Source organism: Rahnella variigena (assembly GCF_003610915.1).
Classification (GTDB): Bacteria; Pseudomonadota; Gammaproteobacteria; order Enterobacterales; family Enterobacteriaceae; genus Rahnella; species Rahnella variigena.
The window spans coordinates 380813-399707 of record NZ_NSDJ01000002.1 but is presented as its reverse complement, the minus strand read 5'-3'; the positions used below and the strand labels follow the sequence as shown (position 1 = coordinate 399707).

19 protein-coding genes and 2 pseudogenes are annotated in these 18895 nt (G+C 52.4%); 13 read left to right on the top strand and 8 right to left on the bottom strand.

Translation table 11 applies throughout. The annotated features are described in order from the left end of the window. The first annotated feature begins 149 nt into the window (after positions 1 to 149). The 7 genes from CKQ54_RS23780 to CKQ54_RS23745 all read left to right on the top strand — a co-directional run bounded on the left by CKQ54_RS23780 (position 150) and on the right by CKQ54_RS23745 (position 7615). Complete coding sequence (locus CKQ54_RS23780) at positions 150 to 1817, top strand: Na/Pi cotransporter family protein (RefSeq protein ID WP_244220289.1); 1668 nt, start codon at positions 150 to 152, stop codon at positions 1815 to 1817. Between the two features lie 281 nt (positions 1818 to 2098). Then, positions 2099 to 2926 carry a trehalose-phosphatase gene (otsB, locus tag CKQ54_RS23775; protein ID WP_120163600.1) on the top strand — a complete coding sequence of 276 codons (828 nt, stop codon included), beginning with the start codon at positions 2099 to 2101 and terminating at the stop codon, positions 2924 to 2926. Next, on the top strand, positions 2923 to 4317 hold the full coding sequence (otsA, locus tag CKQ54_RS23770) for an alpha,alpha-trehalose-phosphate synthase (RefSeq protein ID WP_120163601.1): 1395 nt from the start codon (positions 2923 to 2925) through the stop codon (positions 4315 to 4317). Before otsB ends, otsA begins: the two co-directional genes overlap by 4 nt. Before the next feature lie 54 nt (positions 4318 to 4371). After that, positions 4372 to 6027: an alpha,alpha-trehalase gene (locus CKQ54_RS23765; protein WP_120163602.1), complete on the top strand. Its 1656-nt coding sequence runs from the start codon at positions 4372 to 4374 to the stop codon at positions 6025 to 6027. 181 nt (positions 6028 to 6208) lie between these two features. Then, the gene (locus tag CKQ54_RS23760; RefSeq protein ID WP_120163603.1) at positions 6209 to 6790 is read left to right on the top strand and encodes a DUF8093 domain-containing protein; all 582 of its coding nucleotides are present in this window, start codon (positions 6209 to 6211) and stop codon (positions 6788 to 6790) included. Next, positions 6777 to 7082: a hypothetical protein gene (locus tag CKQ54_RS23755; protein WP_120163604.1), complete on the top strand. Its 306-nt coding sequence runs from the start codon at positions 6777 to 6779 to the stop codon at positions 7080 to 7082. The genes CKQ54_RS23760 and CKQ54_RS23755 overlap by 14 nt, the downstream gene beginning before the upstream one ends. A gap of 236 nt (positions 7083 to 7318) precedes the next feature. Then, entirely contained in the window at positions 7319 to 7615 is a 297-nt protein-coding gene (locus tag CKQ54_RS23745; RefSeq protein WP_120163606.1) for a DUF6966 domain-containing protein, read from the top strand. A 234-nt stretch (positions 7616 to 7849) separates the two neighbouring features. Here the strand turns inward: CKQ54_RS23745 and CKQ54_RS23735 are convergent, their stop codons facing one another. Then, positions 7850 to 8299 carry a hypothetical protein gene (locus CKQ54_RS23735; protein ID WP_147412505.1) on the bottom strand — a complete coding sequence of 150 codons (450 nt, stop codon included), beginning with the start codon at positions 8297 to 8299 and terminating at the stop codon, positions 7850 to 7852. Positions 8300 to 8465: 166 nt separating this feature from the next. Then, positions 8466 to 9455, bottom strand: a complete 990-nt coding sequence (locus CKQ54_RS23730) for a nitrilase family protein (RefSeq protein WP_120163608.1) — start codon at positions 9453 to 9455, stop codon at positions 8466 to 8468. A 106-nt stretch (positions 9456 to 9561) separates the two neighbouring features. Between CKQ54_RS23730 and CKQ54_RS23725 the strand changes: the two genes are divergently transcribed. After that, positions 9562 to 10431 (top strand): LysR family transcriptional regulator, encoded by an 870-nt coding sequence (locus CKQ54_RS23725; RefSeq protein WP_120163609.1) that lies wholly within the window; start codon positions 9562 to 9564, stop codon positions 10429 to 10431. Positions 10432 to 10472: 41 nt separating this feature from the next. Here CKQ54_RS23725 and CKQ54_RS23720 read toward each other — a convergent pair whose 3' ends face one another. Then, on the bottom strand, positions 10473 to 10934 hold the full coding sequence (locus CKQ54_RS23720) for a GNAT family N-acetyltransferase (protein WP_113878191.1): 462 nt from the start codon (positions 10932 to 10934) through the stop codon (positions 10473 to 10475). 159 nt (positions 10935 to 11093) lie between these two features. Here CKQ54_RS23720 and CKQ54_RS23715 point away from each other — a divergent pair, with 159 nt between their 5' ends. Continuing rightward, a complete protein-coding gene (locus tag CKQ54_RS23715) occupies positions 11094 to 11474 on the top strand; it encodes a YebG family protein (protein ID WP_120163610.1) in 381 nt (126 codons plus the stop codon). A gap of 73 nt (positions 11475 to 11547) precedes the next feature. Here CKQ54_RS23715 and phoC read toward each other — a convergent pair whose 3' ends face one another. After that, a complete protein-coding gene (gene phoC / locus CKQ54_RS23710) occupies positions 11548 to 12285 on the bottom strand; it encodes an acid phosphatase PhoC (RefSeq protein ID WP_112286645.1) in 738 nt (245 codons plus the stop codon). Between the two features lie 253 nt (positions 12286 to 12538). On the opposite strand from phoC, the gene CKQ54_RS23705 reads away from it, so the two are divergent. Continuing rightward, positions 12539 to 12961 (top strand): GFA family protein, encoded by a 423-nt coding sequence (locus CKQ54_RS23705; protein ID WP_112286644.1) that lies wholly within the window; start codon positions 12539 to 12541, stop codon positions 12959 to 12961. A gap of 29 nt (positions 12962 to 12990) precedes the next feature. Then, a complete protein-coding gene (locus CKQ54_RS23700; protein ID WP_120163611.1) occupies positions 12991 to 14385 on the top strand; it encodes a M24 family metallopeptidase in 1395 nt (464 codons plus the stop codon). Positions 14386 to 14458: 73 nt separating this feature from the next. Here CKQ54_RS23700 and arsC read toward each other — a convergent pair whose 3' ends face one another. From arsC to CKQ54_RS23685, 3 genes and pseudogenes are all read right to left on the bottom strand, one after another. Beyond that, the gene (arsC, locus tag CKQ54_RS23695; protein ID WP_120163612.1) at positions 14459 to 14884 is read right to left on the bottom strand and encodes a glutaredoxin-dependent arsenate reductase; all 426 of its coding nucleotides are present in this window, start codon (positions 14882 to 14884) and stop codon (positions 14459 to 14461) included. 11 nt (positions 14885 to 14895) lie between these two features. Next, a pseudogene (locus CKQ54_RS23690) lies at positions 14896 to 16185 on the bottom strand (arsenic transporter). 45 nt (positions 16186 to 16230) lie between these two features. Continuing rightward, the gene (locus tag CKQ54_RS23685; RefSeq protein WP_112286640.1) at positions 16231 to 16551 is read right to left on the bottom strand and encodes a metalloregulator ArsR/SmtB family transcription factor; all 321 of its coding nucleotides are present in this window, start codon (positions 16549 to 16551) and stop codon (positions 16231 to 16233) included. Positions 16552 to 16674: 123 nt separating this feature from the next. On the opposite strand from CKQ54_RS23685, the pseudogene CKQ54_RS25905 reads away from it, so the two are divergent. Next, positions 16675 to 16811 (top strand): annotated as a pseudogene (locus CKQ54_RS25905) (arsenical resistance protein ArsH); the annotation flags it as partial. A 67-nt stretch (positions 16812 to 16878) separates the two neighbouring features. Next, entirely contained in the window at positions 16879 to 17235 is a 357-nt protein-coding gene (locus CKQ54_RS23675; RefSeq protein WP_112286639.1) for a hypothetical protein, read from the top strand. A 192-nt stretch (positions 17236 to 17427) separates the two neighbouring features. Here the strand turns inward: CKQ54_RS23675 and CKQ54_RS23670 are convergent, their stop codons facing one another. Continuing rightward, positions 17428 to 18768 carry an ISNCY family transposase gene (locus CKQ54_RS23670; protein WP_120349723.1) on the bottom strand — a complete coding sequence of 447 codons (1341 nt, stop codon included), beginning with the start codon at positions 18766 to 18768 and terminating at the stop codon, positions 17428 to 17430. Between the last annotated feature and the right edge of the window lie 127 nt (positions 18769 to 18895).

Below are 18895 nucleotides of genomic sequence, written 5' to 3'. Positions count from 1 at the left end.
TCTGCTGTCTGAAAATAACAGACTGCGGTTTCATCTGCGCGTTATCCGGTGACAGGAGCATCACCATGGCTGTACCGGCTTTTATCGTGACCTTGCTTTTCGTAACGGTTTTCACACCACAAAAAAAACCCTGAAAAAGGGGAATGACAATGATTATGACAACTCAATCCGGAACCACACTGCTTGTCCATCTGGCAGGCGCCATCGCGCTGCTGCTGTGGGGTTCTCATATGATTTCAACCGCGCTGCAACGCGGATTTGGTACGCCGCTGCGTCACTGGATGGGGCGGCATCTCACTAACCGCTGGATGGCGCTGCTTGCTGGCGTCGCCATTACCGGCCTGTTGCAAAGCAGCACGGCAGTGAGCCTGATGGCGACTTCATTTACCGCCGCCGGAACGCTGAGTCTGGCACCGGCGCTGGCGGTTATGCTCGGCGCGAATGTCGGGTCGACGCTGGTGGTTCAACTGATGAGTTTCAACACCGAAATTGCCGTTCCCTTGCTGATTCTGAGCGGATTTGTGGTGTTTAAACTTCGTGACCATTCGGGTTTTGAAAGTGCGGGCTGCGCGCTGATAGGCCTCGGCCAGATGTTGCTGGCGCTCGGGATGCTCAGCGCCACGCTGGGACATATCGAAACCACGCCGGTATTTCATGCGGTGATGCAGGGGCTGGAAGGCGACACGCTGATTGCGCTGATGGTTGCCATTATTCTCACGCTGGTTTGTCACTCCAGCGTGGCGGTGATTTTGCTGATTGCCTCGCTTGCTGCCACTGGCGTGATGACACCTGTTACCGCGATGGTGCTGGTTCTGGGTGCAAATATCGGCGGGGCGCTGCCGCCGTTACTGAACGCGGGTTCGGCCGTGGCTCGTCGTCTGCCAGCTGGTAATTTGCTGGTGCGCGGTGCGGGATGTGTGGTGGCTCTGGCGCTGATGCCGCTGCTCGGCAAACTGGCCGCCGCTTTCGAACTGACCACACCGCAGTTGGTGGTGATGTTTCATACCGCGTTCAGCGCCGTGCTGGCCATTATCTTTATCGGGCTGACCGGTCCGCTGGCGCGCGCACTGGAGCGGTTTTTCCCGGAAGAACCGCGCCCGGCGGATCCGGGTATGCCGATGTATCTCGATGAGGCCGGGCTGGATATTGCCTACATCGGGCTGTCCAATTCCGTGCGCGAATCACTGCGGGTTGCGGACATGCTGAACGTTATGCTCGATCGCCTGCGTGCGCTGTTTGCCGCTCCCGATCCGCTGAAAGCAGGCAAAATCCGGCAGGCCGATCAGTCACTCGACGGACTGAGTGCGGCGATCCGCGCCTATCTGGCGGATATCGGGCAGGAAGGGCTGAGCGATTCAGATGCCGACCGGGCGCAGGAAATCCTGATGTTTGTCATTAATATCGAGCACGCGGGCGACATTCTGTCCAGCAGCCTGACGCAGCTGGCAACGCGTCGCGGACGCCGTGGCGAGCAGTTCAGCGCATTCGAGCTGCACAATATCGGCCTGCTGCACGCGGAAATCCTGGTGAGTCTGCGTCTGGCCATCACCGCATTTCTTGGCGAGGATCTGGCGGCAGCGCATCAGCTGGTGGCGCGTAAAGAGGTGGTACGTCAGATAGAGGCGACTGCCAGCCGCGAGCACTTCAGAAAGCTGCGTGACGATAAAAATGCCTGGGCGGAATCCGGTGATATTTTCCAGCGCGTGCTGCGTGATTACCGGCGTGTGCATCATCACATTGCCGCCGTCGCCTATCCGGTGATTGACCGTCTGAGCGATGACGAAATCGTAACTGATGAAAGCCGGGCAAACGCATGAGTGACATCGTCACGTTTATCGGGATTTTCTGAGAATACCCTGCACCGGCGGGCTTGTGGATAAATCTGATTATCCCGGCGGTGCGCTGATAAGAGACTATATTTGTTAATTCGAAATTGTTCATCGCGAAATAGCTTGTGATGAAATAGTTCAGAGCGAAATAGTTCATCGATTAATAGTTAATCGTGAACAAGGTATCAGATACAACTATTACAAAATAAGAAAACGCCCGAGGGTTTTCAGCGCAATGACGCGTTGTGTCGTAACTTATCAGCAGGAGAATGACCTTGACCTCAGAAATTCAGGTAAATACCACCGAAACACCGCTACTTCCGCACCCGGACAGTCAACAATACGCCTTCTTTTTCGATGTCGATGGCACGCTCGCCGAAATCCGCGATGAGCCCGATGCCGTGTCCATTCCGCCCGAAGTCCGTCAGCATTTACAGGCGTTATTTACCGCTTCCTCCGGCGCACTGGCGCTGATTTCAGGCCGTCCGGTTGAACAACTGGACCAGCTGGTTGCACCGTTAATTCTGCCAGCAGCCGGTGTTCACGGTGCAGAAATGCGTGACGGCGAAGGGCAGTTTCACCGCGTGACGTTACCGGCGCAGATGGCGAAAGACGTTGAACAGACGCTCGCTGCCGGTATGGAAAAGCTGCCAGGCACCTTACTGGAAGTGAAAGGGATGGCCTTCGCACTGCATTACCGTCAGGCCATGCTTCATCAGCAGCACGTGCTCGAACTGGCAGAATCTGTGGTAGCAAAACACCCGGAGCTGGTTCTTCAGCCGGGGAAATGCGTAATTGAAATTAAGCCCCGCGGCAAAGACAAAGGCGCGGCGATTTATGATTTTATGCAACAACCCCCGTTTGCCGGACGCCTGCCGGTATTTGTCGGTGACGATCTGACCGATGAGAAAGGGTTTGAAGTCGTCAACGCGCTGAGCGGAATTTCCGTAAAGGTTGGCGAAGGTTTAAGTCTGGCGAAATACCGTGTTAAACACGTTCGCGATGTTTATCAATGGCTGGGCACGTTACAACGTCACGCCGCATTATCTTCATCTACTACTCATACAAACACACATACAAAGGAGTCACACTCATGAGCCGCCTGGTTGTTGTATCTAACCGTATCGCTATTCCTGACGGGTCGAAGTCCGCAGGCGGGCTGGCCGTTGGGATCCTTGACGCACTGAAAAACACCTCCGGTCTGTGGTTTGGCTGGAATGGCGAAATCAGCGAAATTTCCGGCGAAGATGACGAAGATGAGCTGAGTCTGGTTGAAGATGACGGCATCACGTACGCTTCTGTTCCGCTGGATCAGAACGATTACGACCTGTATTACTGCCAGTTTTCCAATGCCGTCCTCTGGCCCGCGCTTCATTACCGCATTGACTTAGTCGATTTCCAGCGTGAAGCCTGGGACGGCTACTGCCGCGTTAACGACCTGCTGGCGAGAAGATTGCAGCCGCTGATTAAAGAAGACGACATTCTGTGGATTCACGACTACCACCTGCTGCCGTTTGCTGCCGCATTACGCAAGCTGGGCGTGAAAAATCGCATCGGTTTCTTCCTGCATATTCCGTTCCCGACGCCGGAAATTTTCAATGCGGTGCCGACGCATGATGAGCTGATCAAAATGATGAGCGAATACGACCTGCTCGGTTTCCAGACCGAAAGCGATCGTCAGGCGTTTCTCGATAATCTGAGCCAGCTTACCGCGCTGGAACAAACCGGTTCCGGCACCCATCAGGCTTTCGGCAATACCTTTGCCACCGGCGTGTATCCGATCAGTATTGCGCCAGAGAGTATTAAAGAGATGGCGGAAGGGCCGCTGCCGCCGAAAATGGCCGCCATTGAACGCGAACTGCGTGAAGCGCAGAATATTATTTCCTGCGAGCGCCTCGATTACACCAAAGGGCTGCCGGAGCGTTTTCTGGCCTTTGAAGCGTTGCTGGAAAAATTCCCGCAGCATCGCGGCAAGGTGCGTTATACCCAGATTGCCCCGACGTCACGTGGCGATGTGCAGGCCTATCAGGAACTGCGTCATCAGCTGGAAACCGAAGTCGGACGCATCAACGGTAAATACGGCAGCATGAATCAGACGCCGCTGTTCTATCTCAACCAGCATTTCCAGCGCAGTCTGCTGATGAAATTGTTCCGTCTGACCGACGTCGGGCTGGTGACGCCGCTGCGTGACGGCATGAATCTGGTGGCGAAAGAGTATGTCGCGGCGCAGGATCCGGCTGACCCCGGCGTACTGGTACTTTCGCAATTCGCCGGCGCGGCGAATGAACTCACCTCGGCGCTGATTGTCAATCCTTATGACCGTGATGACGTGGCGGCGGCGCTGGATAAAGCCCTGACCATGCCGCTGGCCGAACGTCAGGCGCGGTATAACGACATGATGGCTGTGCTGACTAAAAATGATATCGCAAACTGGGGTGACACCTATTTGCGGGATCTGAACAATCTGACATTGCACGGCGGCAAATAAAACGCTGTTGCAATCGTTCTCAAAACCCAAGTCCTCTAACCAAAAGGCTCGCTTATGCTAAATGAGAAACATCAGACGAAGGAGATCGCAGCACTGGAAGGCGAAGAGTTTCGTCTGAGCGAACTCGAGCCAATTGAGCTGATCCTTGACCGGATGATGGACGCCGAGCCGGAACCGGAGATGATCGAAGGCCTGCCGCCTTCCGATGCGTTGACGCCTGCCGACCGATATATGGAACTGTTCACCAGCGTCCAGTCCTCATCGCTTTTTGCCGACAGCAAAACGTTTCCTGACTGTCCGCCAAAAATGGATCCGCTGGATATCCTGCTGCGCTACCGCCGGATAAAAAACCATCCGGGCTTTAATCTGAAACGCTTTGTTGAGGCGCATTTCTGGCTGCCGGAACCGCACGGTGACGAATACGTGTCTGATCCGGGTGATTCGCTGAAAGAGCACATCGATAAACTCTGGCCGGTGCTGACGCGCCAGCCGGAAGACCATGTTTCCTGGTCGTCACTGCTGCCCCTGCCACAGGCTTACGTGGTGCCAGGCGGGCGTTTTGGCGAAACCTACTACTGGGATTCGTATTTCACCATGCTGGGGCTGGCGGAAAGCGGGCGCAACGATTTGCTGCGCACCATGGCCGATAACTTTGCGTGGCTGATCGAGATTTACGGGCATATCCCTAACGGCAACCGCACCTATTATCTCAGCCGTTCGCAGCCGCCGGTCTTTGCGCTGATGGTCGAACTGTTTGAAGAGGATGGTGTGCGCGGTGCGCGTCGTTATCTTGATCATCTCAAAATGGAATATGAATTCTGGATGGATGGTGCGGATTCGCTGGCACCCAATCAGGCTTATCGCCACGTGGTTTGTTTGCCAGACGGCACCTTGCTCAACCGATACTGGGATGACAGGGACACGCCGCGTGATGAATCCTGGCGCGAAGATGTGGAAACCGCGAAACTCTCCAGTCGTCCCGCTAACGAAGTTTACCGCGATCTGCGTGCCGGTGCGGAATCAGGCTGGGATTATTCCTCGCGCTGGCTGCGTGATGGTCACCGGCTGGCCAGTATCCGCACCACGCAGTTTATTCCAATCGACCTGAACGCTTTTTTATTCAAACTGGAAAGCGCCATCGCCAATATTTCCGGCCTCAATAGCGACCGGGCGACCGAAGCGGAGTTCCGCCAGAAAGCTGAAACCCGCCGCGAAGCCATCAACCGCTATTTGTGGGATGAGACAGAAGGGTGTTTCCGCGATTACGACTGGCACCGTCAGCAGCTGGCACTGTTCTCAGCCGCCAGCGTGGTGCCTTTGTACGTCGGTCTGGCCACGCATCATCAGGCCGTACGTATTGCTGACGCCGTGCAGACGCGCCTGCTGACCTCCGGCGGACTGATGACCACGGAATACGAAACTGGCGAACAGTGGGATAAACCTAACGGCTGGGCGCCGCTGCAATGGATGGCAATTCAGGGCTTCAAGCTGTATGGCAACGACGTACTCGGCGACCAGATTGCCCGCAGCTGGCTGAAAACAGTAAATCAGTTTTACCAGCAGCATCATAAACTTATCGAGAAATATCACATTTCCGGCAATGCGTCGCGTGAAGGCGGCGGCGGGGAATACCCGCTTCAGGACGGCTTCGGCTGGACCAACGGCGTCGTCCGCCGCCTGATTGGTTTGTACGGCGAAAACTACGACTGATCCGCACCACATCACCACGGTGATCCTGCTTCACCAGCCAGTCTTCAAAGGCCTGGTGGAGCGGTTCCCCCGAACACAATTGTATATTCATACATAGAACTCTTTGCCGCTCACACTTTCGTCACCGTTTAATCGGTAACCTATTGACAGGAATAGCAACAGGCAAGGAGTGGCTTGAGCAATGTTTAGATTAATCAGAGCATGGGATGCAAAGAGAGAACTTTCACCAGAAGACTTTCAGTACATCCTGACGCCGCATGAGGCTTTCAGGCAAGCGCGGATTTACTACGAACTCAGCAGCGATAATTACCCCCATTCACACCGGTTTAATGCTCATGACGTCCCATGGAGAAAAGAGAGGAGCTCAGCACAAGATGAGCGCCGTTACGCTCACTACGTTGATGATGCTTATGACTTTACTAAAAGTAACATCGATTCCGGCTGGATCATCGGAATAGACACTTCTGAACAGTGGGATTACTACCACAATCCTTTCTTTTTCGATGCAGTAAGCAATTTAGTGTACGACTGTTTTATGAGTCATCATCACGAGTGGTTCGAAATGCACGTGAGAGACGCCTACGAGAAATGCCTCGACAACCATAACGGCAGAAAGCCTGCGCCGACAGTGAAACAGGCGCAGCATGGTGAGGCGATAAACAGTAAGGCAGCAGGACGTTTACTGGCGGCTGGTGGTATTTATAACGGTAACATTGAGGGATACCGCCAAACGGCAGAGCAGCTAGGCGGTGAAGCTCCTTGATCAGATGCTAAATGAGGCGACTAAAGGCGTGGGTATCGCGGCAGTCTCTGTTGCCGCAGGCTTAGGTTTTGGAAGAATGGGCGCTGTTGGTGAGATTTCCGAGCTAAAGAATCTCCATGTGCTCGGCAAGGTTGAAGGGGAGTACTCGGCAATAAATCCGGGACCGTTAGATAATATGTTGGCTGAAACATTTTCCGGTGGAGCATATAAAGAAGTAACCCTTTCTCAGAATACTACCTTCTATCGTAGTGGAGGGGATGGAGTGGAGCTTGGGCAATTCTTTTCCTATTAACAGCCTCAAGGGATTTTGCAATCGCGTGTCGATAAGGCTGTTTTACCCAAATGGCCAACCGGTGGACAATCCCCTATTGATAGCTTTTATGAGATTCAAATACCTGCGGGAACAAACGTATATGTTGGTCAAGTTGGGTATCAAACGCCTCTATATTCAGGTGGTACAGAGCAAGTCGTTGTTCTTACACCCTGGGAAATATCAGGAGTTAGAGTATTAAATAAAGGGCATTTGAAATGAAAAATGAAATTAAGACTACCGTAGTCAGTATTATTTATATCCTCTCGCATAATGATGCTAACGCTTGGGCAAAAATATTTGAAGAATTGAACGTTGAGCTTGAAAATGATTATGAAGCGGCATTGTCTTCATTAAGGAGCGTATTTGGAGGGGCGGGATCTTTTACTGACCTTGTACTTCATAAAAACAAAGTGCCACTCACCCAAGAAAATAATGAGCTATACGCCTTAAAAAATAAACTCTACAACCTTTTAAAAGTTGAGTTAGCAAAGATAAATAGTCATAAAAAATGATGATGTATGCCATGAAAATCAAAAGGATCTCACGGTCCTTTCTTTCTGGAGAAAGCTACCTTCGTACCACACAACAGTGTTTAATTAAAATGCCTGGTGGAGCAGGGTTTTCTGTACATTGCTCTCGACGGAAGCTGCAGCCTCCTTTGCGATTTACTTCGGCAAAGCCTCACCTTTCAGTACCACTGGCGTAAGGCCGTGGCACCTGTGATAAGCGCTGACCTGAAATATCCCTTAAAGGCTGGGGTATTTGCCGTCATCGTCCACGAGATCCACGGCGGTCAGATACCAGCGGTGCTGCTGATACACCAGACGGTACTCATACGTCGGCGTGTAAAATTGCTGCGGGAACTTCGTCGTCACTACCGCCGCGCCACCTTGGGTTTTCACCGACACGATTTTCTCTTTAGCCGGATCGTGCAACGGTTCAGAGCTGTAAGCGACAGGTTCGCCGACAAAATCGGGCAGGGTGTATTTCTTCAGCATCTCGCGGTAGGTTTTCTCTGCCATCGCTATGTTGTCAGCGGGCGTATGATCCGCTTTCGCTGCCACGGTCTGGTTATTCCAGCACAGATAATCTGTCTGGAAGGCAACCACTATATCTGCCGGAGACGCCATCTCAGCCTGCGCGGCACCAACTTTCAAACCCGGCAAGCACAAAAGCAGGCCAGTCAGTAAAGTCATGAAAATACGGGAACCGAAAGGAAGGATGCGCAAAATAAAGTCTCGCTGAGCAAAAGGATCAATGAAAGCATCATGATAGAGCAAAGCCTTGCTGCGGGAAACACAGCAAGGTGCAATTGAGACGGCAATCTTATGATCCGGTTTCCCTGTACGCCGAACACCGATTTTAGCGTGTTTTCATTCCTGGCAATTCTTCGGAAAAACGCGCCGTAATGGCATCACGCTCGTAGCCCTGACGCTCCGTCAGAATGCGGTAGAGATCGGGGCGACGGCCTGCCATCCAGCGCCTGCCAGTACTCATCGGAATAAGCGAAAGATCCAGTTCTGCACTCACCATCGCGTCTGCCGCCGCCCAGGTTTCTTCGACGATGCGGCCGTACGGGTCGATAATCATCGCGTTCCCTGTGCGGACTTCATCATCGTCTGCACCCACGCCATTGCTGAACAAAATAAACATGCCGTTATCGTGCGCCCGCGACGGCAGCCAGCGCATCAGCCACTCGCGGCCACTGGCACCTTTAAAAGCTGCGGTGATTTCCTCCGGTCGTGTGGCACGCTGCTGCCATAATTCCAGCGGAATGGGCTTCATGCCGTACGGGCTGCGGGAATTTGTGCCACCGGTCTGATGCGGTGCCAGTAAAATATCTGCCCCCAGCAGTGCTGTTGCACGGGCGTTTTCCACCAGATTGTTATCCCAGCAAATAAGGATACCGACCTTCACGCCCCAGGGCGTATCAAACACGGTATAGGTATCGCCGCAACTGATGGAAGGATGTTCAAAGGCGTGCATTTTGCGGTGTGTATGCACCGAACCGTCCGGCATACAGGCGGCATAGGCGTTATACAGACGACCGTCATCTCCGCGTTCAATAAAACCGGCACCAATCAGCATCTGATGTTTAACGGCCAGTTTACGGATAAGGCGCACAGACGAACCAGTTTCGACGGATTCGGCCAGCGCCGCCACACCGTCGTTATCCAGTTTCGGCACATGCCAGTAGCCGGTGATACACATTTCCGAGAACGCCAGAATTTGTACGCCATTAATCGCCGCCTGCTGGATAAAACCCTCCATCATCATCAGATTATATTTTTTGTTTCCGGCCTGATGCTGAAACTGAACTACCGCCGTTTTAATTGATGCCGACATTGTCATTCTCCGTAAGCGTTAATGTTTAGGGTTCACGCTGGTATTAAAGCAATGCGACTGATAACTTTATAATGAAGTATTTTCTGTTTCTGATAACCAAACGGAATGCAAAATGAATACGCGTTTGCTTAAAGCTTTCGTCACGCTCGCGCAGGCAGGGAATTATGCGGAGGCGGCTGATACTCTTTCCATCTCGCAGCCGGCGCTGACCAAGCAGATCAGTTTGCTGGAATCCCGGCTTAATGTGACGCTGTTTGATCGCGGACGCCATGGCACCACGCTCACGCCGGGAGGGCGACGGCTTTTACCCGAAGCGGAGAAAGTGCTGCGCCAAATGACGGCCTTTATGCAGCACGCCAGTCAGGTGGAAAAGGGCGGAGAAGGGTTACTGGCGGCGGGATTTGGCCTGTCGAGTTTTACCTTTGCGCCGCAATGCATCGCCAGGTTCAGGGCAGCATATCCCGGTGTGGATATCACGCTGGAAGATCTGCCTTCTGCCGTGCAATACGACATGCTGCAAAGCGGGGAATTACAGACTGGATTTGTGCGCGTGCCACCGGGTGCTCCGTTGAGTTATCACACCTTGTTTGAAGATGAACTGGTGTGTGTGGTGCCCGCTGACGACGGGACGACGGTGGCTGGGTGGCTGAAACAGAAACCGCTGCTGCGTTTATATCCCGATCGCGGGCGCGGGCTGAACGCGCAAACCGACCGCTTTCTGGATGAAAACCAGCTGTACACAGCTTCCGTGCAGCAGTCCGAGGATATCCAGACGATTGTCGCGCTGGTCGCCGCCGGTGTCGGTGTCGCGCTGCTGCCCAAAAGTGTCATGCATATTGCGCCGCCAGGACTGAAGACGCTGCCGCTGAGTGGCAAAGCCACCCGCTGGCAGGTCGGGATTGCATGGGATCCGCGCAAAGAGGATTTAATCCGCGATAATTTTGTGCGGATGGTGACTGAAATGACGTCCAGCGCTGACTGAAAACAGCCGAAATATTCAGAAAAAAAACTCAGAAAGCGTGATCAGTCTTTCTTCAGATAAAGCCCCGGACGGGTGATCACCCAGGTGTAATTGGGCTCGTTCACCGGCGTATAGCCAAACTTCTCATACAGCCAGGGTGCCGTTGAGGTAAACAATGCCATCCTGCGCAGCCGGGCGGTGACCGGATGCGACTGAACACATTCAATCAGCCATGCTCCCAGATTTTTCCCCTGATATTCCTCTAACACATACACATCGCACAGATAGGCAAAGGTGGCGTAATCAGTGATAAAGCGGGCGTAACCAATCTGTTTTTCACCGTCGAACAAGCTAAAGTTGAGGCTGTTTTCCGCGCCATCTCGCACCGTCTGCTCGTCAATTCCCGGCGCCCAGCTCGAGCGGGTCAGATAGGCGTGGACGGCAGGAATATCCAGCTGGCTGATGTCGGTGGTTATCCGGTAGGCGTCTTTGCTCCAGTTGCAGACTTCCTTCACGTTTGTCACGGAATCCTCACAAGTACGTTATAAAACGGGTTATTTTCTACCTTAGCGGTTATCTGGAAGAAATTCACGCCTGCGCCGCACTATAAAAAACAGGCTGGATGATGTATCCTGCATTGATTATTGGTATGCTGTATATAATTACAGTATAAGGAGCGAATCATGGCTGTTGAAACAAAGTTTGTTGTCGTCAGAAAAGGTGAAGAAAAAATGACATTTGCCAATAAGAAAGAAGCGGACGCTTACGACAAAATGCTCGATATGGCAGATGCTTTTACTGACTGGTTGTTGCAGAGCGAACTTGAGATCGATGAATCGCTGGCAGAAAACATTGCCCTTCGCCTGGCTGAGCAAAAAGATACCGTTCAGCACATCCTGCGCACCAGCAAGCTGCCGGAAGAAGAAGCTGCAAAAGAACCTGTCGCGCAGACTGAAGAACCGGCAGTGACTGAAGCTGAAACAGAAGAAGCAGCGGAAGAAACGACTGAAGAAACCGCAGCAGCGCCAGCCCCTAAAAAGACGCGTGCTGTTAAAGCGGCCTGAATCGCTTTCTGCTCTCCATAAAAAAACCGGCTTATCAGGCCGGTTTTTTTTGTCCTGCAAGAAGCAAAAACGCTTATTTATGCTGTTTCGCGAACTCTTCTTTAGCTTTCTTCAGTTGTTGCTGGAAAGCGTCGTTGGTGTGCAGCGTTGCTACAACCGCAGAACCGACGATACGTGCTGCATCAACATCACTCTGCCAGTGGTATCCGCAAATCACACGGCTCTGGCCTAAATCATAACCGCGCTGCAGGATCTGATCCTGACGTTGCGGGTTGATTTCAGTCAGCACTAACGCCGTTGCCCAGCCAATAGACGTATGACCTGAAGGATAAGAGCCGTTCTTCGAAAGCTTATCCTGTTCGGTGGTGTTACACGTCGGGACGCCGTAGAAGGCAAACGGACGGATACGCATGTACTTCTCTTTCGCGCCACGCGTCGCCAGATCCCCGGCATCTTCAATCATATTGGTCAGCAGTTTGTGCAGTTCCGGCGTGTCTTTGGCGGTAATCGGTGATCCAAACGCACCGGAGAAGGCATTCGCCACACCGCCTCCACTCAGGTTTGCATCTTCAGCAGCCTGCTTGCCGCGCTCGGTTGAACGCAGCAGACGGCCTTGCTCATACATCGCCTGGTCATTGAGGAACGCAATGCTGCCCACAGCCGGTGGCGGTGGCAGTAAAGTCAGGCTGTTGATGGCCTGGTCATTTTTTAAATAGTAGAGATCCGGTTTGGTGGTGGCATCGTTGCCGGTCAGGGCAAACGCATTAAATGAAACAAGTCCCGCGAGGCAAAAAGTGGTGAGTCTTTTCATGTTAGCTTCCTTACGTGCAGCTATTTTATTTTCATTACGGAATCATTTCCGTAACATTTCCTAACATTGGGTAGTAAAACAAAATAGGTGACAGAAAGTTGGTATGAGATCTCAAAACGAGAAATTGATAGCGGGCATGAATGTTTTACGGCTAAAAAATGGGCTTTTTAAGGTAAAGCTGTAATGCGCGGCGAAATTTGGTACAACATTTTCTCCGCCTATCCGTCTGTTCATCCGACACAGGGAGATTGCTATGCCAGATAAATTGTCCGCTCAATGCCATTGTGGTGCCGTCACGTTCAAGGTCGCACTGACCGACGGTTTTAACGGCGTGCTGCGCTGCAACTGTTCATTTTGCCGTATGCGCGGCGCGGTCGTCGCCACTGCCGGTGAAATTGACATCACGCAAGGCAAGGATAAGCTGACGGAATATCGCTTTAACAGCGGTGAGGCCGCGCATTTCTTCTGTTCGGTTTGCGGTATTTATACCTTCCATCAACGTCGCTCCAATCCCGAATTTTATGGCGTCAATGTCGCCTGCATCGAAGGCGTATCGCCCTTCGATTTCTCTCCGATCCCGGTCAGTGATGGCATCAACCATCCGAAAGACGGCGGGAAGGGCGGCGTGGCGGGCTACGTTATTTATGAACCCAACATTTCTGAATCTGACTCCTGATAATGATTTCTGACGCATAAGGAAACGCAATGAATTCTGATACTGCCTACACACTGGCCACTGTCCCGGCACCGGTCACTTACCCTCAGGTGCCCACGCCGGTGTTGTCGGATGAAACCATGAAAGCCCGGCTGAACAGCGTTCTGAGCGCCATGCAGCAACAAGGCTTATCGTCGCTGGTGATTTACGCCGATAAAGAACACGGCGGCAATTTTGAATACCTTTCTGGTTTTATCCCGCGTTTTGAAGAAGCTTTGCTGGTGGTAAGCAGTAACGGCGAACTGACCTACATAATGGGTAATGAGAATCTCAAACTGGTACCGCATGCCCGCAACGGAGGAGCTTGTCTGCACGCGCCGGTGTTTTCCCTGCCCAATCAGCCGATGAAACATCATCAGCCGCTGCAAAATCTGCTGGCAATGGCGGGCGTGACAGCGTCACAAAAAACCGGCGTCGCGGGCTGGAAATTGTTCCGTATCGATCTGCAAACCGATCCATACAGCTTTGATGTTCCGGCGTTTATTCTGGATGCGGTGCGCAATGCTGCCGGTGGAAAAGAGAATGTGGTGAATGCCACCGGCCTGTTTATCGCACCGGAAAATGGCGCACGCTGCATTAATAACGCCAATGAAGTCGCGTTTTATGAGTACGGCGCAAATCTGGCGTCATCCAGCCTGATGGCCGCACTGGACGCGATTGCTCCCGGTAAATCCGAGAAAGAAGTCGGTCAGTTGCTGGCAGGCGATGGTCAGCAGAACAATGTCATCATGATCGCCGCAACCGGCGACCGGTTTGCGCATGCCAGTCTTTATCCCTCGGACAAAGTCATCCGTCACGGGGATAAATTTTCACTGACCGTCGGTTATAAAGGGGGGTTATCGAGTCGCGCCGCGTACGTCGTTGCCAGTGAGGAAGAGTTGCCGCAGGACGTCGCTGACTGGCTGCCGCGTCTGGCGCTCCCTTATTATCATACGGTCGTCACGTGGCTGGAGAATTTGCATATCGGCATGCGCGGCGGCGATTTATACCGTCTGGTGCAAGAAACCCTTGAGCAGAAAACCTGGAACTGGCATCTCAATCCGGGGCATCTGGTGGCCGATGAGGAATGGCTGTGTTCGCCGGTTTACCCTGATTCCGCCGTGCCACTGGCGAGCGGAATGCTGTTCCAGATAGATATTATTCCCTCGCTGCCGGGTTACGGAGGCAGCAGCATTGAAGATACCGTTGCGCTGGCGGATGAAGCGTTGCGCCGTGAACTGGAAAGTCAGTATCCGCAGGTGTGGCAAAGGATGGTGGCACGCAAAAAATACCTGGCGGAAGTGCTTAACATTCAGGTTTCTGACGATGTGATTTTGCTGTCGAACACCGTGGGGTATCTGCGCCCGTACCTGCTCGATAAAACACGTGCGCTGGTGAAGGCATAGAAGGAAGGGGAGGCAATGTGCCTCCCTTCAAAATGATGGCAAACATGAAAAGCTGAGCCATTACCGTAACCGGTTATTTAATCTTTTTACCCTGACCATCCACAACCTCTTCACCGTCTTCTTTGGTAAACGCGCCACGTTGAGTATCAGGCAAAATGTCCAGCAGCACTTCAGACGGGCGGCACAGTCGGGTTCCCAGCGGTGTCACCACGATCGGACGATTAATCAGAATGGGATGCTGCAACATAAAACTCATCAGCTGACCGCCGGTGAAGACATCCTCAGCCAGTCCGAGTTGCTCATAAGGCTCAACGTTCTTACGCAGCAACTGCCGCGGGGTAATACCCATATCTGCAAGCAACGTAGCCAGTTCCTCACGGGATGGCGGCGTTTCCAGATACAGAATAACGGTGGGTTCAGTGCCGCTGTTGCGGATCATTTCCAGCGTATTACGGGACGTACCGCATGCCGGGTTGTGATAGATAGTGATCAAGCTCATAGGGTATCTCATTAGAAAGTGAAAGATAGCCGCAACGCCAGCGCGGCAAGCGTAACGAACAGCACCGGAATAGTCATCACCTTGCCCACCCGCAAGTAATATCCCCAGGTGATTTTAATATTTTTTTGCGACAGAACATGCAGCCACAGCAATGTTGCCAGACTGCCAATGGGCGTGATTTTTGGCCCCAGATCGCTGCCGATCACATTGGCGTATATCAGCGCTTCTCTGATAACACCGGTTGCGGTACTGCCATCAACAGACAGCGCGCCGATAAGAACGGTGGGCATGTTGTTCATCACTGACGACAGGAAAGCCGTCAGGAAACCCGTACCCAGCGTGGCGACCCACAACCCCTGATCTGAGAGATGATTTAACAGGGAGGAAAGATAGTGGGTCAGCCCGGCGTTGCGTAGCCCGTAGACCACCAGATACATTCCCAGCGAGAAGATAACGATTTGCCACGGCGCGCCATGCAACACTTTGCCAGTGTTAATGGCATGACCTCTCTTCGCAACAGCCAGCAGAAGCAGGGCACCCGCGGCAGCGACCAGGCTGACTGGCACCCCCAGCGGCTCCAGGGCAAAGAATCCCACCAGAAGCAAAATCAGAACCAGCCAGCCGGTTTTAAAGGTTCCGGCATCACGGATAGCGGCTTTCGGCTCCTTTAACAGAGCGACATCGTAAACAGCCGGAATGTCTTTGCGGAAAAACAGATGCAGCATGCCCAGCGTTGTCGCGACAGCCGCCAGATTGACCGGCACCATTACGGCGGCATATTCAGAAAATCCCAGTTTAAAGAAATCCGCCGAGACGATATTGACCAGATTCGAGACAATCAGCGGCAAGCTGGTAGTATCGGCAATAAACCCTGCGGCCATGACAAACGCTAACGTTGCCCGCTGACTGAATCCCAGTGCCAGCAGCATCGCAATGACGATGGGGGGCAGAATAAGCGCGGCACCATCGTTAGCAAACAGTGCAGCGACCATCGCACCCAGCAGGACAATCCAGGTAAAGAGCACCCGTCCCCGGCCATTGCCCCAGCGGGCGACATGCAGGGCGGCCCATTCAAAAAAACCTGACTCATCGAGCAACAGACTGATGATGATCACGGCAATAAAGGTTGCGGTCGCATTCCAGACAATCTGTCATACCACCGGAATATCGGCAGGGTGAACGACACCTGTCAGCAATGCCAGACCGGCGCCCAGCGCAGCGCTCCAGCCAATTCCCAGTCCCCGTGGTTGCCAGATAACCAGAATGAGGGTAAATACAAAAATAGCACCAGCCAGTAACATCAGAAACCCCTGACACATTCACCATGGTGAATGTGAATACATGTTTTAACAAGAAGTGGGCGATGTGTTGTCGAGCTTTTTGCGCACATTCTCTCTTTCACAATTCCACGCTGAATCAATAATGGCTGCAGCCCAGGCAGGCATATGGGGGGACAACCGGTAATGCACCCATTTTCCTTCCCGGCGATCGATAACCATCCCGGACTCTCGCAACATCGCCATGTGACGGGAGATTTTCGGCTGAGATTCAGCCGTTGCTGCGCAGATATCGCAGACACACAACTCGCCGGATTCTCGCAGAAGCATTACGATGGCCGAGCGGGTTTCATCGGAGAGCAGTTTAAAAAGCTGGACAGGCTGAAGCATTGAAAACCTCGGTTTGAAATATTCACATATATGCTATTTCATATGTGTTGAGTTTTAAAGCATAACTTACGACACGGGGAAATTTTATAACGCAGTTACCGGCAATTGAACCAGATTGCTTTGATGGGGCGATTGCTGGCAGAAATGGGAGCAGAAGTGGAAAACTTTAATCCTTCCGGTTGCCTTTGCCGGATGATGCGCCGGATACCCATTCGAAAGTGCTCGAATCAAGGTTTAAGGAAAGGTGTACCGGACTTATCGGTGATATATTCATACAAATGAGTGCAGAACAATATACTTAACAACAATCTTTAAGAGGCGAATTAAATGTACAAGCTTGGATTTTTGCTGATTATTATCGCCATATCTGGCTGTATTGACCTCGGCCGGGTAGGGACGCACCCGACCCTAAAGACTGCTTACTTTGACGGTAAGCCACAAGACGTGTCGGATTGCCTATTCTTAGCCGCACAAAAACAACGCCTGACGTTACTGGAAGATGAAACCGGTGCCGGTGGTTTACAACGATATAACTTAAAAGACGGGAATGATGAGGATGTCGCATGGATTGATTTATCTTCTGGCGGCAGGAGAAAAACCAGTGCTAATTTTTACTATGCTCCGCATGCACCTGAGATAACGGCTGCGATAAATTCGATGATCTCCCAATGTCGGCTTTTGTAGTTGAAGGCTGATTCAGTCTCGCAAAAATGCAAATGCATCAGACGGCAGTGGCATAAAGCATCTGCATCTCCTAAGCGAACATCTCAATTTAGCTACTACACACTCTGTCTATCCCAGTTTGAAATGTCACCCTGATTTCCCATTTTTAATGTCACTTTTTATCCAAATTTTGAAGAGAAAAGGGCAGTCAGGTCATCTTTTCAGACTAGGTTTGAACAGGGTCGGGTCGGCAAGTACCGGGTTCATTGCCCTCAGTTGTTCCTGAACCTGAGCACGCCTTTTAGGCATATGTTGGCTGCGATTTCTTTTCCCCGCTGTCTCGAGTTCGTCCTGCTTTTCCTGCGCCAATTTCAGAACTGCCCCCAGTCGCTTATTGTCCACAATGCGGCCCTGGTCGATACAGGCCAGCTTGTCGAATACCTGATACTTCAGCGTTCTGTTGCCATAGCGGAACGCCAGCGTGCCGTCCGGATAGTCAAAAGCCAGGATTTTCTCACCCGCAATATGCGCATTTTCCTCCGAGGGTTCAACAAGATAAAGCATCTTATCATATTGAAAGGTCAACGATTTTGAGAGCGTGCGCAGCGTCTGCCAGGCAAAAATATCATCCAGCTCTGAGCGGTTCTCGCTGACGGGTCGATGGAGGTCTTTCGGGTAGGTTGCGGGTCTGGCGAATCGACAATTAAAGTCGCGAATAAAAACGTCCAGCCACGCATTGGCCGCGTCAATGCCACTGATGTTTTCCAGCCGCATCTCCTTAATCAGCCGATCCTGCAGCGTCAGGTTGGCACGCTCGACGCGCCCCTTAGCCTGGCTGCTGTTAGCACATATCAGTTCAATATTGAGATCATGCAGCGCACGTCCGAACTGAGTCATGCCGGTTCGACGAGTCTCAGCCTGGCTGACTCTGAATACAGCATGCTTGTCGCTGTAAAACGCCACCGGCTTGCCGTGTTTATCCACGTACTCGCGCGTTGCCAGCATGTAGTCGAAGGCTGATTCGCTCTGACAAAATCGCAGATGCATCAGGCGACCGGTGGCATCATCGATGTAAACCAACAGGCAGCACTTGGAGGCACGTCCTTCAAACCAGTCGTGGTGTGAACCGTCGATTTGAATGAGTTCACCCAAACAGTCGCGTCGATAACGGGGCTGATAAACTCGCGGTCGCCGATGGGCATGCGGCACCCAGAGACCGTCGGCAGTCATCCAGCAGCGCAGCGTCTCGACTGAAACAGAAATCCCGTGACGTTCCTGAAGCTTTTCTGCGGAAAGTGTGGGCCCGAAACCGACGTAATTTTCACGTAGCAGCGTCAGTATCCGATGACGCAGTGCAATATCAATGTGATGAGTTCCGGGCATACCGCGACGAGTGTTCGTCAGCCCGGCAGCACCGGACTCCCGGAAGCGGTTCATCAGACGCTGTACCTGACGTTCAGTGAGATCCAGCTGAGAGGCGGCATCACGGCGACGCAGACGCTTTTCAACAACGGCCTGGATCACCGGCAAGCGGTGAAGTTCTTTATTGGACATGGTTACCAGCATCAGAAGAGATCTCCCAGAAAGGTGGAAAATGCGCCGTATCTGGGTGACATTATAAACTAGCTAAAAAGTGACATTATCAAATGGGACTTACACACTCTGTCTATCCCAGTTTGAA